This window comes from Bradyrhizobium sp. LA6.1 (assembly GCF_040547805.1).
In the GTDB taxonomy this organism is placed as follows: domain Bacteria; phylum Pseudomonadota; class Alphaproteobacteria; order Rhizobiales; family Xanthobacteraceae; genus Bradyrhizobium; species Bradyrhizobium barranii.
Genome location: NZ_JBEPQK010000001.1, coordinates 129,387 through 145,275, shown reverse-complemented (window position 1 = coordinate 145,275; position 15,889 = coordinate 129,387). Strand labels below are relative to the sequence as shown.

The window sequence follows — 15,889 nt, the reverse complement described above, 5'->3', positions numbered from 1 at the left end:
TCCGGCCCCGATTTGAAAATGACTTGATCGCCCATCCGGCGTAGACAGGGCCAGCGGCCGCTGGCGCGGTCCATATCCAAGTTTGCATTTGCTGCGGGGAAAGAACAGTGGCCCTCAAGAACATCATCGGTATCGACCACGCCGTGGTCATGGTTCGGGACCTCGACAAGGCCGCCGAAAACTACAGGCAGCTCGGTTTCACCCTGTCGCCGCGCGGCACCCACAGCGCGCATATGGGCACCGGCAATTACACCATCATGTTCGACCCCGACTATATGGAGCTGCTCGGCGTGCTGGTGGCGACCGAGCACAACGCACCGGCCCGCGCCTTCGTCGACAGGCACGGCGAGGGCATCGAGCGCATCGCCTTCACGGCGATCGACAGCGCGGCCGGCGCCGAGGAGATCCGTGCGCGCGGCCTGACGCCGATCGGCCCGACCGATTTCGAACGGCCGGTGACGCTACCCGATGGCACGATCTCGGCGGCAAAATTCCGCACCTTCATGTGGCCGACCGCGGAGGCGCCCGGCGGCGTGCGCATCTTCGCCTGCCAGCACAAGACCCGCGAGACGGTGTGGATTCCTGAATTGATGAAGCACGCCAATGCGGCGAAGCGGATCAGGCAGACGCTGATCGCAACGCCCGAGCCCGCGCAGGATGCGGCGCATCTCGGCCGCCTGATCGACCGCGAACCGAGGACGGAAGCCGATGGTGCAGTCGCCGTGCCGTCCGGCGGCGACCGCGCCGACTTCGTCTATTTGACGCTGGAGCAGCTCGGCAAACGCTATCCCGGCGTGCCGCTCACCGGTCTTTCCGCGCGCGGCGGCGCGGCCCTGGTCCTCGTCAGCGGCGATCTCGCAGCCACCGAGAAGGCGCTGGGTCCGGCTACGTTGCGCAGCGGGGCTGCGATCTGCGTGCCGCCGGCCAAGGCCAACGGCACCCTGCTCGCCTTCGTTGCCGGCTGATTTTAACTAATTCTTTAACGAGCGTTTACCCGGCGGCACTAGGACTTTCGGGCTTTCCACGCCGCCCGAGGCCAAGCGCATGTTCAAAGAGGAATCGCCGATCGCCTATGACGCGCCGGCCGAGCTGAAGAAGTGGCCGTCGCTGAAAGGCGAGAGACAGAAGGACCGGGGTCCGCCCTATCTCGTCTACAACGGCACGCTCGCCGACTGCGTTCGCGTGCTCATGGATAAGCCGATCAAGGGCATCTCGCTCTACGACATCATGACGAAGCCGCAAGCAGCGTTCGAGCAGACCGTGCTGTCGCCCGGCGACGCCGCCGAGATCGCGATGCGCAAGGATTTTCCCAAGGACTAGCTCGAAGCCCGCTTCGCGGCCAGTTTTCCCTGCTGCTTTAATGAGGATTCCGTCGGCGCATCGAGGAAGACGACCGGCGCGAAGGTCCGCGCCGTGCGCCTCGCATCGAGCGAGCGCTGATCCGCTACCGCAAGCAGATCCTCTCGCCCTGACGCCCCTACTCCGCCTTGATGTTCGCGGCCGCGACGACCTCGGCAAGCTCCGTGGTCTCCTTCGCGATCTTCGCGGCGTAGTCGGCCGGGTTGAGCACGCTGACGACGCCTTGCGACTCAAGCCGCTCCTGCACCGCCGGATCTTTGGCGGCGGCGACGATCTCACGGTGCAGCGTCTCGCGGATCGGCGCGGGCACGGCCTTCGGCATGAAGAAGCCGACCCAGAACGAGATGTCGAAGCCGGGATAGCCGGCCTCCGCGACGGTCGGCACATCAGGCAGCGCCGGCAGCCGCTCGGCCGATGACACCGCGAGCGCGCGCAGCTTGCCGGCCTTCACCAGCGGGACGGCGGACAAGGGATCGAACACCGCCAGGACCTCCTGCGCGAGGATGCCGACCTCGGATGCCGCGCCGCCGCGATAGGGCGCGTGGATCAGCTTGATGCCGGCCTTCTGGCTGAGCAGCTCCATGGCGAGATGGGCAAGGTTGCCGTTGCCGCCCGAGCCGTAGGCGAGCGCGCCCGGCGCGGCCTTCGCCGCCGCGACCAGATCGGCGACGGTGTTGATGTTGGCCGTCTTGGGATTCTCGGGATTGACCACGAGAACGAGCGGCGCCGAGATGACGGTGGTGAGCGGCGCAAAGTCCCCTTGCGGATCGTAGCGGGCGTCCTTGAACAGCGTCTTGTTGAGCGTGATTGTGGACGAGTTGCAGGCGAGGATGGTGTAGCCGTCCGCGTCCGCGCGCGCCAGGCCCTCGGCTGCGATCATGCCGTTGGCGCCGGCGCGGTTCTCGACCACGAAGGGCTGGCCGAGCTTGTTGCTCAGCCGGTCGCCGATGATGCGCGCGACCACATCGACCGGGCCGCCCGCGCTGAAGCCGACCATGATCTTGACCGGACGCGTCGGATATTTCTGCGCGAGAGCCTCGGTCGTCACGCACAATCCGGCGACAATCGCCAGCAGGCGAATCGTTCGTTGCATTCGTTCTCTCCCCGGACCCGCGCTGCCGCTTTTGCATGGTGCGGCGCCTCTGGAGATCATGATTAGCGGTCGCGCCGGATTTCGCAATCGCGTTTGCGCGCCGTCATTCCGTCGCGCGGCACGCGAGAGCCGCATCCAGACAAAAAATGCGAAAACAACCCCATGCACAGTAGCCGGCCCCGGTCAGGACAAGGACTTGCGCAGGACAAGCACCTTCGGATACCACGAAATGCAATTTGACACGTCGGGCAAAACACCGGCATGATGGCATCATCGCAACAATCGCCTGCGTCCAAGCCGCCCGCTCCTCGGGCGCCTCGCCGCGATCGCGCGTAAGCCTCTCATCGACATCTCGAAATTGGTAGCCGCGCGCAGCACGCGGGCGGGCGGTCGCGCACCTGCGCCGGCAAAGGACACGACACATGACGACATCCCCAAATCGCCACACCACGCCACCGGTTGCGGCAACCGATCGCAGCGACCCGGCTGCGAGCCCGCGCATCAAACTCTACAGGCGCCGCATTGCCATCGACCATCCTGACCCGAAAACCGGCGAACGGCTGCTGGCCGACGCGCTCGGTGCCGTCGACCGCGATGCGCTGCACGGCATCTTGAAGCAATTGGTGAAAGCCAGCGTGATTGCGCAGAAGCCGGACGAGGCCAATCTCGCCTTCATGATCTCGATGATGAAGAGCATCGCGCCGAGGGACTCCATCGAGGCCATGCTGGCGGCGCAGATGGTCTCCATTCACGTCCTGGCGATGCGCTGCGCCCATCGCCTCGCCTTCGCCGACGACATCCCGCGGCAGGACAGCGCCTCACGCGCGCTCGCCAAGCTAACGCGAATCTTTCCGGCCCAGGTCGAGACGCTCAACCGGTACCGCAACAATGGCGAGCGGGCGATCACGGTGCAGAGTCTGACGGTGCAGGATGGCGCGGGAGCCACCGCGAGCCACGCCGTACAGCACGCTGGAATGATCGTAACGGAGCAAGGCGTCGCGGACACGCCGATGGGAGCAGGATCGATCTCGCCTCACGAAGCCGGCGAAGGCGAACATGAACTGGTCGATGCCGCACAAGGCGCCAGCGCATGAGCGGCGATCACTCCCGCAACATGGCTGCGATGCTGGCGAGTCCGCGCTGCGGCGCCAGGACACGCAGCGGCACCGCCTGCCTCGCGCCGGCGGTGCACGGCAAGACCCGCTGTCGCATGCATGGCAGCGCCGCGAGGTCAGGCGCACCGAGAGGAAATCAGAATGCGCGGAAGCATGGGCTATTCACGCAAGACCGGATCGCAGAACGAAGGGCGATACGGGCGCTGCTGGGCGAGACGCGGAAGCTGCTGCAAGAGCTGGGCTAGGCCGTGTACCCATAAACCCCGCGGCGTGATGCGACGAAGGCTACGCCTGCTTTGCCCCAATAGCGACCAGGTTCGTGCGGCAGCACAAGAGGTCGCGATGGGCCATTCGCGACATTCTAGCTGTGCGCCGACGAATTCCGGTCTACCCCGATAGGCAGACATAACGCATTCGTGAACCTCGCCACAGGGCGACCGCTGTCCTTGCGAATGAACACAAGGGACGGCAGGGGCGACCAACCCTACAGCGGGAAAACTTGCCACAGCGCCTGCCTCGGCTGCATGTCAGGACGTTCGAGGCAGCATTCCCGTTCCGGGGAGGCGCGATATGCTGCAGTTGAAAGACAAGGTCGGACGGTTCGCGACGACAGGGCGCAGCTGCCAAAACTGGAAAAAGGATCAGGAGCTGGTCATTTCGCTGCTCAACAAGATCGCCATTTCCGACGGCGGCGCCGAGAACACGCTTAAACCACAGATGGTCGTGACCGGTTACGCCAGCGACGGCCTTTACAACTCGATTCTGTACTTCCAAAAGAAGAACTTTCCCGGCACGCCTGACGGCTATGTTCGGCCTGCCGGCCCGACATTCAGTCGGCTCGTTGAACTGTCGACGAAGGCGGCTGCCAAGCCCGCCCTGCCAAAGGGCCAATGGGACGCAATCGCGACTCCTTCCGTCGATGCTGCACTTCGCAAAGGCCTCATCGACGATTCAAAGCTGGACTACGCAGAGATCGTTGACATCATCCGGGCTACCGTCGCAGACGGCATGGTCACCGCATTCGAGCTGGACGACCTGACCACCATTGCGAACACCTCCAGAACGCTCTCCCCCACCTCGAAAAAGCTCATCACGCTCTTCGTCGGAGAAGAATACAAGGAGAAGCGCGGGATCGGACCGTACGACCTCAATTCCGACCAGAAAAAACTAGCCGCGGAAATGGTCTGCGATTTCCTGAAAAACACGAGGACGACGTTCTTTCCGAAGCTCGACCCACACCGCGTCGGCATAGGTATTCTCAGGCGCATTGCGAAGCCGAGCCTCATCAATCAAGATCAGGGAAGTCTGTGCGGGCCATCCGCCCTGATGTTCGGCTACGCGTCCGACAAGCCAGGGTCTTACGCGCGGTTCGCGATCGATCTCTATCAGAAGGGGCAGGCGAACCTTGGCCGCCTGCTGATCAAGCCGGGAAAGGATGTGAGGAACTTCACGCCACCCTGGTCGCTGGACCACGTCGATTGGCTGACATGCGCCTCCATACGCGATTCGGAGAACTGGTTCCTCGATTTCGACGACACAGGCAAGATCAGCGATCTTGCGGGTGTCACCCTGCCGAGCGAAATGGAGCAATGGTTTCGCAAGGCAGGATACCGGGACGTGCGGGAGAATACCAACATTTCGCGATACAACAAAGACATCGACGATGTAAACGAAGCCAACCGGCTGCTCGACAGCGGATATCGCGTATGTCTTTTCATAAGCGCCAATATGATCGACTATGACGACCAGTCCGATAAAGGCTCCGCGTTTACAATGCACTGGGTCGTGCTGCGCGAGAAGATACAAGTGATGAACGGGTACGTGAAGGCGAAGGTCTTCTCATATGGCGATGGAGACTACGTGATACCGCATCCGCAGGAAAAAACCGGTGCCGTCAAGCCCCTCGCCGTTCGGGACTTTCTTATGAATTTTTATGGGTACGTTGCTGCCAAGGGGTGACCGGGGCGAGAAGCGCCGAAGGCATCATCATGCTGGTCACGCACGAGATGGCCTTCTTCCGATGTCTCGACCTGCGTCGGCTTCATGAATGCCGGCATCATGGCCGAGGATCGGCACGCCCGAGGAAACCATCCGCCAGCCGCGCAGCGAAACGGCTGAAGGTTCTTGAGCCGGTTTCACGAGGCGCACCGAGGCTTGTACTCGCAGAACGCCCGGCAGTCAGGGCGCGTATGAGGTCCGCTGTGCCCCTGATAGCGGCGCAATAGCGGATCTCAGCAGAGGTCGGCTTTTGGTCAAAAGCAGCGATCAGGGGTAAGCGCGGGGTGTGTCGGGTTTACCTCCGTCAGCTGACACGCTGAGACCTGAAGCACGGTTCGGCTCGACGATCGCATTCGCGATGTCCGGCCGCTTGAGGGGACATACGAAGACTGGTCGGTCGACATTGGGAAGACGGCGGTTAGCCTCCGTCGGAGATGCTACTGGTCTTGAACCAAAGGCCAAGCGAAGGTCGTCAGACACAGCATGGCGGAGCCGATCGCGATGCCAACTAAACGCTCTAGCCCAGGCGTAATATCTGTGATCGGAGCTGGTCCCTGAACTAGGGTGATGAGAAGCCCGAGCGTGAACTGCGTTCCGAGATAGTTGATCTCCCGTCCTGTCTGGATTTGGTAGCCGATCCAGACGCCGGCAGCGAGGGTGAGCACGGTTACCGGCAATCCTGTGCCGAACAGGCCAATAGAGACAAGAGCGACCGCGCTACCAAGCAGGCATCCGAACGCCCTGTGGGCTATCCTCTCGTAGATCGTAGCATATCGGCGGTTCCCCACCGCGGCCGATGGGACGATCATGATGACGTACGATGTGACCGCAGTTTGTGAGAACTCCTCAATGCCGAACCACCGCCAGATGAGGGGAAGCAAGGCGACGGCCAGCGCCGCGCGCGTACAGTGCTCGAGCAGCAGCCAATTCTCTCGCAGCCAGCTCTCATTCAACACATCACGCAGGCGTCCACACCAGAGCATGTCGTAAGCATGTTGTTCCCTGCGGCTCGGTGTATCCGGGAACAGGCTTGCAACAACAAGGCATGCGCACGTTCCGACCGTAATCTCCGCCACCCGCGTGGCGGCGAAATGCACGACAGAGTCTGGCGAGGCGAGCGCCTCGGTGATGACCATCCCGGCCGTAAGGCCAAAGAACAGCCATGCGTAACTGTAGTTGGTCGCCAGCGACTGAAAGGTGCCGATCCATGACACAAGGAAGAGGAAAACGATTAGCAGCAAAGGGGCGTCCGCTGCGCTGGGCGCAAGCAGGAGCCCCAGCAGTGCTCCACCGGCAGTGCCCACGATTCGCATCAGTCCCCGCCGGAATGTCTCGGCGAGGCTGCCACGTATCACCATGTAGCCGCTGAACGCTGCCCAGGAGAGATCATCAAGGTTGAGAATGGTTGCCGCCGCGACAGCAACCAGCACCGAGATCGCGAGTTTTGCTGCGTCTCTGGCGCGCGGGCCGCGAAGCTCGAGCGATTTGAGCTCACGCACCAGGGCTTGCGGTATGGGTCGCAGGGCCGATATCAGGAGCGGCATCGTCAAGATTCTCCCAATCAGTAGATGACCAGGACGCGGGCGTCGACGCCCATGAAGAGTTGGTCGCTCCCAGGAGATTCGAGCAGCGTGAATCGAACTGGAATCCGTCGTTGCAGGCGAATCCAGTTCACCGTTGGAGATACGTAAGGGACAAGTGTCTCGCTTCCTTGCTGGCGACTAATGCCGTGCGCCAGACCTTGGATGCGCGCGCGATAAAGATGCCAGGGATGGCTGTCGAGCCAGATCCAGGCGAGGCCGCCGGGATGGAGGTGTCGTAGATAATATTCCTTGTAATTGGCAACGACGCGCCAGGCGTTTCCATCGACGATCGCAACCGCTGCCTGGCTCGTGGAAACCATGTCGCCAGTTTGAATGGCAAGATGCGTCACGAAACCATCAACGGGCGCCACGACTTTGGTGCAGCCCAAGCGCCATTCGGCGAGAAGACGTGCAGCGTGGGCCGATGAGACGGCAGCCTTATCCAGGCTGAGAGTCTCGCTCTCCTTCTGCAAGGCAGCTTCGGCAGCATGTTGCTGGGCCGCGCTTTGCTCCTCGGTGGTACGAGTCGTGTCGAGGGCCTGCGCGGAGATCGTACCGGACTGGGCAAGCGGCGTGTCACGGCGCAGGTTTGCCGCAGCGAGCCTCTCGGCAGCACCCGCCGCTTCCTTCTGCGCCTGCAGAACCTGCAACTGCGCCCGGTCGACCGGCAGCTGAGCCTCAGTTCGCGCCTCCTCCGCGCGCGCTTGCTCTACGGCCAATCTGAACGGAACCGGATCGATGGTAAAGAGGAGGGTTCCCCGCTTCACCCATTCGTTGTCTTTCACAAGAACCGCTGCGATCGGACCCGTAACTTCCGGCGTGATCGACAGCACATCGGACGTGACGTATGCGTCGTCCGTATAGGCGAACAGATGGCCCGATATCCACCAGGCTAAGACAGTTGCTGCAACGGCGAGGAGGAACAGCAAGGCGCGCCGGCGGTGCGAAAAAACGCGCGATCGATCGAGTTCGGGTGTCGCGGAAAGCGAAGGTGCAGCAACCGGGAGACGGGGTTCCATGTTCCCAATCGCCGGCTCGGGGATGGACTTGTCTTTCAGACTGACGTTCAGATTCTGGTCCAATTTCGATCGTCCAAGTCAATCGGCGCCCCCGATAGGAGATATTTGATTTCGATAATCGCGCAGTCAAATATATAGGAAGCACGATCTCGATAGCTTTTGGCACTGACATGGAACTGCGCCACATCCGCTATTTCCTCGCGGTTGCCGAGGAGAAAAACTTCACACGCGCCGCTGCGCGCGTTGGAATCGGGCAGCCGCCGCTGAGCCAACAGATCAAGGATCTTGAGGCCGAAGTCGGGGCTGCGCTCTTCCATCGCATTCCCCAGGGTGCTGAACTGACCGAGGCAGGGCGCGCTTTTCTAGAGAACGTGCGGGTCATTCCTATGCAGGCGGAGCGCTCCATTCGCGCCGCGCAGAGGGCTGCGCGGGGTCAAATCGGTTCGCTGCGGGTCGGCTTTACCAACTCGGCACCATTTAATCCCGTTGTTACCTCGACAATCCGATCGTTTCGCCGAGCTTATCCCGATGTGGATCTGACGCTGGAGGAAGCAAGCACATCCCGCCTCCTTGCGGGCCTTCGGGAAGGAGAGCTGGACGCGGTGTTCCTGCGCCCCGATGAGGGCGAGGACGATCTACAGTTTCGGCGTCTCTCCAGCGAGCCGATGCTCGTCGTATTGCCCGCAAGCCATCCGGTGGCGAAGTCGACTGAAATCGATCTTATCAGGCTCAAAGGGGATCCGCTCATTCTGACGCCGCGCGGATCGGCCTGGGTTGACACAGTCATCGCGGCCTGTCGGCGGGCGGGCTTCGAGCCGACCCTCGGGCAGTCCGCGCCGCAGATCAGCTCTGTCGTCAGCCTGGTGGCAGCTGAGCTTGGCTTTTCGCTCGTGCCGGCGTCAATGCGCCAGCTTCATGTAACCGGCGTCACCTATCGTGAGGTCAAAGGGGACGCTCCAATCGTGCGCTTGGCTCTGGCGTTCCGGCGTGGCGAGACCTCGAAGATCGTCCGCAACTTCATTGCCCAGGCGGTGGCGTGAAACAGGGGGAGACCTCGGGCAACGCTCAACCTGCTGGCAACCATACGGGAAATAGACGCGACCGGCTCGGCTCCAACAAGCATAGATTGCGGCAGTTCGTCTCACGAGGGGCCAAGTGTGCTTGCCCGGGAAGGCGCAAAATATGTTACCCGCAGATTACGTTTTTGATCTGGCTGTTGCGTTAGTTGTAACCCTAAACCTCTATTTCGCGCCTCGTATCGAGCGGGACCGCATCGCAATGCAGTGGGGACGCAACGGCGAGCCAACATGGAGCGCCCCAAAATGGTTCGCGATGTGGGGAGTGGTTGTCTTCATGGGAGCTGTTCGGCTTTTTATTTGGCTGGTTTCGACCTATGCGCCGCAGAGCGTGCACGGCGTTGAACTAGGAATAGTCATTTTCTCGGTGGTCGCTTTAGCCTCCCATTTGTTCGTTTTGATGAAGGCGAGAGCGGCACACTGAGCTGGGTCATGAAAGTCGGCTAAGGGCCACGAGCCGTCATCAATGTGGTGTTGTGACGCGGTGGCCTGAGGCGGCCCGAAACTGGTGAAAGCACAACCTTTAGTGTATTGGTATCAGTAGCTCGCGTGGACGCCCCTTGAGCTTGGACGCGCTGTCGTAGGTTGCGCCCCTTGAGAGCACCGTCCGCGGTTGAGACTAGCCTTCGACTGATGACTGGCTGAGGCGTTCAAGCGTGCATCACGGCTACGGCGAGATACCTGTAACACCAACGATGATCCAGGCAGTACACCTGAACACAGGGACGACGACGTCATGGATGCGCACAACTATCCATATATACGGGACACAGTCGTCATTAATGCCTATGTGCAGGGCTTCTATAATAATTTTGTAGGATCGGGCCCCGTCTTTCTACTCGGGCGAGTTGTGATCCATGAGGTTGACCTCATAGTAGGTCAGAAGCCCCTGATCATCATCGCCGACGAGTATCACGGCAACGGGAAGATAATTAACGCAAGGGGAGCATACCCCGGCGGGGGTGGCGGCACCGTCATTGTCCGGTGCAAACGATCAACCGGCGCCTATGTCAGCGTGTCTGGTGGCCACGGAGCCGCCGGCCTAACGGGAGCCGATGGCACCGAAGGCGTGCCCGACACCATTATCGAGGGATACTGGATCACGGTCCCCGATCCCTGGCCCATGGAAACCACACACGAGGAATGGGTTCCCGGCGAGATAATTCCCGGCACGCCAGGAAGTCCTCCCAGCATGGGCACCAGCGGCGGAGCAGGAGGAAATGCCGGCACGCTGACCTTCACGACCATGACCGAGGATGGCTTTCCCGCACTTGAAGCGGAGGGCGGTGGCGGTGGTGCGGGCGGCGCCGGAGGGTTCCTGGGTGACGAACAAGCCCAGTCTGGCGCGGACGGAGCTTCGGGCATCTCGTCGGCCATCGCTTACACCGTTGTTTCCGAAGCGGAGTTCCTGGCGCTTGTGCGCGGTGATCTTGGCGTTTACGCCAATTACTGGGCCCCGTTCCGTATTGCTGTCGGGGACTATTTTTATCACAGGTACAACTCTCGCGTGACCGATCGCGCAGGCTATCTGACGCTTGCTGCAGGTGAGCTCGCGGCCGCGCTGCAGTTTCAGCCGGACAATGTGGAGGCCCTTCGTCTGCAAAGACAGATGGTGGGCTTTCCTGAGCCCGTTGCAGGGACGGACGAGGTGGCGTGGAAGGGTGGCGGCAACAACGCGCTGGGCCTGCCGCGCGAGATGGACCTGTTGCCGCGGTTTGACTACTACATCGCCGCCTATACCGGCTTTGGGTCCCTGACGCTGAGCTTCCTGACCATCGGCACGTCATGGCTTTTGGGCGCGGAGGGAATCGCGACCATGAGTCAGTTTGCGGCGCAGCAACTCACGGAAGTCCTCGCGGCGCGCGCAAACAGCAGTGACGAGCTCGACATAGCGAAGACCGAACTGAAGAACTCAGTTGACGAAGTCACCTATGCGAAGCAACGGCTCGACAAGGTGACCGCCGAGATTCAGACGGCGCTGCCGGTGATGGCGACCAAGAGTTTCTCGTTCGGCGGATTCCTCGGCACGGTGGCGTCGATCGGCGCGGCGGTGGTGAGCATCGTAGCCGCCATCCCGACGGCGGGCGCGAGCGTCGTTGCGCTTGCGCCGTCATTGGTCGCGCTTTCCAACTCCCTCAGCGACAATGCGGAACCGATCGTAAAGGCTCTGATCGACGACGCAAAGGTCAAGAACGAAGACCTCGCGCAGGTCAAAAAAGCCTACGAGGAGGTGGGCAAGAACATCGACGCTGTCGTCAAGGGCGGCAAGTCCATCGTGAGCTTCGTGAAGCTGGTGCAAAATCTCAACGCCACCGCGGCGCCCGACAGCTCCAAATATGTCGCGCTGGTCAAACAGGGTGCCGAACTGGCTCACGAACTGATGCTTGCCGGGAACCGGGCGGCCTTGGCCCAGCAGCGCCTTGACGCCGCAACCGCCAAACTTGCGCGGGCCGAAGCGGTGGTTGCATCGGTGAATAAGCTGATATCCGACCTGCTGAACAGGCAGCACACGATTCGGCAAGTTGGACTGGCTGCCATAGACATAGCAGCCTCAAAGGCCCAATCGCTGCAAACACTGGCCTTCCGGGCGCAAAGATCGGTCGAAATATATACGCTCGACGACCAGGAACAGAACGTCTTCCTGGATGCTGGAATGATTAGTCCGGACGTCAGCCGGGCCTTCTACGAAGGCGAAAAGGACGAAGCCGCTCTCGCAAACGCCTTGATCGCGTCCTGGGGCGGCATCCTGAACCCCGTCAATATGCAATTGTCCTATATCTCCTACTTTGACGCCAGGCCCGACTGGGACACCCATAGGCTCTCGTTCACGGACGGTCCGGAATTAACATCGCTCCGCAATACACATAGCTTCAGCTTTCGGCTCGAAGCGACGGACCTGCCCGAAAGCCACTTTGAGACCAAGGTCAAGAACGTGCTCGTCTCCTTTGTTGGAGCGCGCAATCAAAGCGGAGAAATCTCATGCGTGGTGCGGCACGGCGCGCAGTACGAGCAGCGTCGACTGGATGGAACGGTTGAGGTGCAGCATCTGGCGCCCCAGACCGTCAATCGCCGAGCGGAAACGACGCGGCTGGACCGCCCCGTCGAGAACACCGACCCACCGATCGATGCTCCATCGTCATTGGCCATCTGGGGCCGCGGCGTGGGCGGAGATTGGGACGTAACGATTGAGCCGCACGAAATTGAAGCGGGCTCGTTGGACTTGAGCGGACTATCGGAGATTCAGGTTTGGATCGATTATCAGTTCACTCGCTAGCAATACCGTTTCGTGGCCAGGCTCTCTCATGCAGTGAAGGACCGCTTTGGGTCATTCGCATCTATCGAGCAATCCTCGGTTTCTGTCAGCTCCCCTGCGCGCCGACATGTGAAGTGCCGGCAGAGCCACCATCAAGAACTTTTTCTAATTGACCGGACCGCGCTCGCCGTCGGCGCGGATGTCAAACAGTCACTCCGCCGCAAAGACCCTTGATTTCTTCCGGTCCAGCTCTTCGACGACATCCAGATCGCCGTCGTCGACAACGTCCTCTTCCTGAGGATCGCTTCCTGCGTGTCGTTTCGGACTGAACCATTGCGAGACACGGTCCAGATAAAGATAGACAACCGGCGTGGTGAAGAGCGTCAGGACCTGGCTGACCAAGAGACCGCCGACCATGGCGTAGCCGAGCGGTTGACGCAGCTCCGAACCGGTCCCGTGGCCGAGCATCAGCGGCACGCCGCCGAGCACCGCCGCCATCGTGGTCATCAGAATCGGACGGAAGCGCAGCAGGCATGCCCTTCGAATGGCCTCAACCGGCAACAGGCCCTGATCCCGCTCCGCCGCGATCGCGAAGTCGACCAGCATGATGCCGTTCTTCTTGACGATGCCGATCAGCAGGACGAGGCCGATCAACCCGATCAAACTGAAGTCGAAATGGAAGATCAGGAGCGTCGCCAGAGCACCAACGCCGGCCGACGGCAGGGTCGACAGGATCGTCAAGGGGTGAATGTAGCTCTCGTAGAGCACGCCGAGAATGAGATAGACCACGATCAGCGCCGCCACGATCAGCAAAGGCACGGAGGAGAGAGACTCCTGGAACGCCTTCGCCGTGCCTGCGAAAGTCGAGGTGATCGCGGCCGGCACGTTCATCTGCTTTTCCATCGCGTCGATCGCCTGCGTCGCCTGGCCGAGCGCGACGTTGGGCGCGAGATTGAAGGAGATCGTCACCGCGGGAAACTGTCCCTGATGGTTGATGGCCAGAGGCCGGACCGGAGCCGTGGTCCACTTGGTGAACGCCGACAGCGGCACCTCTCCCCCCGTCGTCGGTGAGCGGAGGTAGATCTGCTCTAGCGTGGACGGATTCTTCTGCAGCGAGGGCAGCACCTCGAGGACGACATAGTAGGTGGACAATTGGGTGAAATAAGTCGCGATTTCCCGCTGCCCGAATGCGTCATACAGGGTCGCGTCGATCACGTCGGGCGTGATCCCGAAACGAGCGGCCTGATTGCGGTCGATCGACAGCGTCAGCGTCGTGCCCGACGTCTGCTGGTCGGACGCGACGTCGCGGAGTTCGGGCATCTCCTTCATCTTCGCGAGCAGCTTCGGGGCCCATGTGTTGAGCTGGTCCATATCGGTCGACTGCAGCGTGAACTGAAATTGCGTCCGGGACGCCCGGCCGCCGACACGTACGTCCTGCGCCGACTGGAGATAGAGCCGCGCGCCCTGGACCTTCGCCGTCTGGACCTGCAGACGACGGATGACCTGGTCGGCCGAGTCGGTGCGTTCATCCCGCGGCTTCAACGTAATGTACATCGTGCCGTCGTTGAGCGTATTGCCGCTTCCGCCCATCCGCATCGCCATGTGGTCGATCGCGGGGTCCTTCAGCACGATCGCGCCGATCTCCTGCATGTGCTTCGCCATATCGGCGATCGACACATCCTGCGACGTTTCGACGATTCCGGTGATCAGCCCGGTATCCTGCTGCGGAAAGAACCCTTTGGGGATGATCACGAAGAGATAGACCGTCAGCGCGATCGTCGCGAAGAACACCATCAAGGTGATGAAGCGGAAACGCAGCACGAGGTCGAGGCCGCGCGCGTAGCCGTTCACGAGGGCCTGGAACATCCGCTCGCTGAGCATATAGAGCCTGCCGTGATGCTCCTCGTCGTGCGATTTGAGGAAGCGCGACGCCATCATCGGCGTCAACGTCAGCGATACCAGGGCCGACACGGCGATCGTCATCGCGAGCGTCACCGAAAATTCGCGGAACAGGCGGCCGATGATCCCGCTCATCAGCAATAGCGGGATCAAGACCGCGATCAGCGAAACGGAGATCGAGATGATCGTGAAGCCGATTTCGCTGGCACCCTTGAGCGCGGCGGCCATCGGCGACTCGCCCTCCTCGATGTAGCGGGTGATGTTCTCCAGCATCACGATGGCATCGTCGACCACGAAGCCGACCGCGATGGTGAGAGCCATCAGTGACAGATTGTCGAGGCTGTAGCCGGCTATCCACATCAGCGCGCAGGCGCCCAGCAACGCAAGCGGCACCGTGATCGACGGAATGATGGTGGCCCAGACGCTGCGCAGGAAGACGAAGATCACCATCACGACGAGGCCGATCGTCAGCAGCAGCGTGAACTGCACGTCCTTCACCGCCGCGCGGATCGTCTGCGTGCGGTCCGACAGCACCGAGACCTTGATGGCCGGCGAAATGCCGGCCTGCAGATGCGGAAGCTGTTTCATGACGCTGTCGACGGTGTCGATGACGTTGGCGCCCGGCTGCTTGAAGATGACCAGGAACACGCCGGGCTTGCCATCGACCCAGCCGTATTGGGTATTGTCCAGCGGTGCACTGACGGCATGGCCGATGTCGCCGACGCGGACGGGACTGCCGTTCCGATAGGCGATGACGATGTCGTTCCAGGCCTCGGCCTTGGTGAACTGGTCGTTGGCATAGACGGTGTAAGTGCGGGTGTCGCCGTTGAGGGTTCCCTTGGGATTGTTGACGGTGATCACCGAGAGCGGGGTGCGCACGTCCTCCAGCGACAGGCCCTTGGCGACCAGCTTGGCGGGATCGATCTGGACACGGATCGACGGCGCCTGCTGTCCACCGACACTGACCTGGCCGACGCCGCTGATATGGCTGATCGCCTGCGCGAGCTTGGTATAGGTCTCGTCGGACACCTGCGTCATCGGCAGCGTCGTCGAGGTGGCACCGAGCGTGAGAATGGGTGAGTCGGCCGGATTGACCTTTCTGTAGGTCGGCGGGGTCGGCATGTTCTTGGGCAATTGCCCGCTCGCGGCATTGATGGCGGCGAGCACGTCGGAGCCGGCGCCATCGATGTTGCGCGAGAGATCGAACTGCAGAACGATCTGGGTCGAGCTGGTCTGGCTCTGCGACGTCATCTCCGAGACGCCGGGAATGAGCGCAAATTGCGATTCGAGCGGTTGCGCCACCGAAGAAGCCATCGTTTCCGGATCCGCGCCGGGAAGGTTGGCGGAGACCTGGATGGTGGGGAAGTCGACTTCCGGCAGCGGCGCCACCGGCAATTGCGGGTAGGCGATGATCCCGACGAAGACGATGCCGACCATCAGCAGCGACGTCGCGATGGGGAGGCGAATGAAGGGAGCCGAGATACCGCCAGCCAT

At 61.6% G+C, this 15,889-nt stretch carries 12 protein-coding genes; 8 read left to right on the top strand and 4 right to left on the bottom strand.

Going from position 1 to position 15,889, the window contains the following annotated elements:
• Positions 1–107: 107 nt before the first annotated feature.
• Complete coding sequence (locus ABIB99_RS00700; RefSeq protein WP_354174357.1) at positions 108–965, top strand: VOC family protein; 858 nt, start codon at positions 108–110, stop codon at positions 963–965.
• A gap of 79 nt (positions 966–1,044) precedes the next feature.
• On the top strand, positions 1,045–1,320 hold the full coding sequence (locus ABIB99_RS00695; protein WP_063984872.1) for a hypothetical protein: 276 nt from the start codon (positions 1,045–1,047) through the stop codon (positions 1,318–1,320).
• 157 nt (positions 1,321–1,477) lie between these two features.
• On the opposite strand, the gene ABIB99_RS00690 is transcribed toward ABIB99_RS00695, so the two are convergent.
• On the bottom strand, positions 1,478–2,452 hold the full coding sequence (locus tag ABIB99_RS00690) for a Bug family tripartite tricarboxylate transporter substrate binding protein (RefSeq protein WP_354174354.1): 975 nt from the start codon (positions 2,450–2,452) through the stop codon (positions 1,478–1,480).
• 422 nt (positions 2,453–2,874) lie between these two features.
• On the opposite strand from ABIB99_RS00690, the gene ABIB99_RS00685 reads away from it, so the two are divergent.
• The 3 genes from ABIB99_RS00685 to ABIB99_RS00675 all read left to right on the top strand — a co-directional run bounded on the left by ABIB99_RS00685 (position 2,875) and on the right by ABIB99_RS00675 (position 5,526).
• Positions 2,875–3,546, top strand: a complete 672-nt coding sequence (locus tag ABIB99_RS00685) for a hypothetical protein (protein ID WP_283018521.1) — start codon at positions 2,875–2,877, stop codon at positions 3,544–3,546.
• Positions 3,543–3,812, top strand: a complete 270-nt coding sequence (locus ABIB99_RS00680; protein ID WP_063984875.1) for an HGGxSTG domain-containing protein — start codon at positions 3,543–3,545, stop codon at positions 3,810–3,812. Before ABIB99_RS00685 ends, ABIB99_RS00680 begins: the two co-directional genes overlap by 4 nt.
• A gap of 325 nt (positions 3,813–4,137) precedes the next feature.
• Positions 4,138–5,526, top strand: a complete 1,389-nt coding sequence (locus tag ABIB99_RS00675; RefSeq protein ID WP_063984876.1) for a hypothetical protein — start codon at positions 4,138–4,140, stop codon at positions 5,524–5,526.
• 476 nt (positions 5,527–6,002) lie between these two features.
• Here ABIB99_RS00675 and ABIB99_RS00670 read toward each other — a convergent pair whose 3' ends face one another.
• Together ABIB99_RS00670 and ABIB99_RS00665 are read right to left on the bottom strand one after the other, a co-directional pair.
• Positions 6,003–7,109, bottom strand: a complete 1,107-nt coding sequence (locus ABIB99_RS00670) for an FUSC family protein (protein ID WP_063984877.1) — start codon at positions 7,107–7,109, stop codon at positions 6,003–6,005.
• A gap of 17 nt (positions 7,110–7,126) precedes the next feature.
• Entirely contained in the window at positions 7,127–8,230 is a 1,104-nt protein-coding gene (locus tag ABIB99_RS00665; protein ID WP_354174351.1) for an HlyD family secretion protein, read from the bottom strand.
• 107 nt (positions 8,231–8,337) lie between these two features.
• Between ABIB99_RS00665 and ABIB99_RS00660 the strand changes: the two genes are divergently transcribed.
• The 3 genes from ABIB99_RS00660 to ABIB99_RS00650 all read left to right on the top strand — a co-directional run bounded on the left by ABIB99_RS00660 (position 8,338) and on the right by ABIB99_RS00650 (position 12,517).
• Positions 8,338–9,207, top strand: coding sequence for a LysR family transcriptional regulator (locus tag ABIB99_RS00660; RefSeq protein WP_063984879.1), 870 nt, complete (start codon positions 8,338–8,340; stop codon positions 9,205–9,207).
• A 142-nt stretch (positions 9,208–9,349) separates the two neighbouring features.
• Entirely contained in the window at positions 9,350–9,667 is a 318-nt protein-coding gene (locus ABIB99_RS00655) for an SdpI family protein (protein WP_187387775.1), read from the top strand.
• A 312-nt stretch (positions 9,668–9,979) separates the two neighbouring features.
• Positions 9,980–12,517: a hypothetical protein gene (locus ABIB99_RS00650; protein ID WP_354174348.1), complete on the top strand. Its 2,538-nt coding sequence runs from the start codon at positions 9,980–9,982 to the stop codon at positions 12,515–12,517.
• 189 nt (positions 12,518–12,706) lie between these two features.
• Here ABIB99_RS00650 and ABIB99_RS00645 read toward each other — a convergent pair whose 3' ends face one another.
• The gene (locus ABIB99_RS00645; protein ID WP_354174346.1) at positions 12,707–15,889 is read right to left on the bottom strand and encodes an efflux RND transporter permease subunit; all 3,183 of its coding nucleotides are present in this window, start codon (positions 15,887–15,889) and stop codon (positions 12,707–12,709) included.

What these genes read in the sequence shown, in the direction of transcription:
- ABIB99_RS00690 (WP_354174354.1), bottom strand. Translation starts at nt 2,452, where the DNA reads ATGCAACGAACGATTCGCCTGCTGGCGATTGTCGCCGGATTGTGCGTG.
- ABIB99_RS00645 (WP_354174346.1), bottom strand. Translation starts at nt 15,889, where the DNA reads ATGGCTGGCGGTATCTCGGCTCCCTTCATTCGCCTCCCCATCGCGACG.
- ABIB99_RS00670 (WP_063984877.1), bottom strand. Translation starts at nt 7,109, where the DNA reads ATGCCGCTCCTGATATCGGCCCTGCGACCCATACCGCAAGCCCTGGTG.
- ABIB99_RS00660 (WP_063984879.1), top strand. Translation starts at nt 8,338, where the DNA reads ATGGAACTGCGCCACATCCGCTATTTCCTCGCGGTTGCCGAGGAGAAA.
- ABIB99_RS00695 (WP_063984872.1), top strand. Translation starts at nt 1,045, where the DNA reads ATGTTCAAAGAGGAATCGCCGATCGCCTATGACGCGCCGGCCGAGCTG.
- ABIB99_RS00650 (WP_354174348.1), top strand. Translation starts at nt 9,980, where the DNA reads ATGGATGCGCACAACTATCCATATATACGGGACACAGTCGTCATTAAT.
- ABIB99_RS00685 (WP_283018521.1), top strand. Translation starts at nt 2,875, where the DNA reads ATGACGACATCCCCAAATCGCCACACCACGCCACCGGTTGCGGCAACC.
- ABIB99_RS00655 (WP_187387775.1), top strand. Translation starts at nt 9,350, where the DNA reads ATGTTACCCGCAGATTACGTTTTTGATCTGGCTGTTGCGTTAGTTGTA.
- ABIB99_RS00675 (WP_063984876.1), top strand. Translation starts at nt 4,138, where the DNA reads ATGCTGCAGTTGAAAGACAAGGTCGGACGGTTCGCGACGACAGGGCGC.
- ABIB99_RS00680 (WP_063984875.1), top strand. Translation starts at nt 3,543, where the DNA reads ATGAGCGGCGATCACTCCCGCAACATGGCTGCGATGCTGGCGAGTCCG.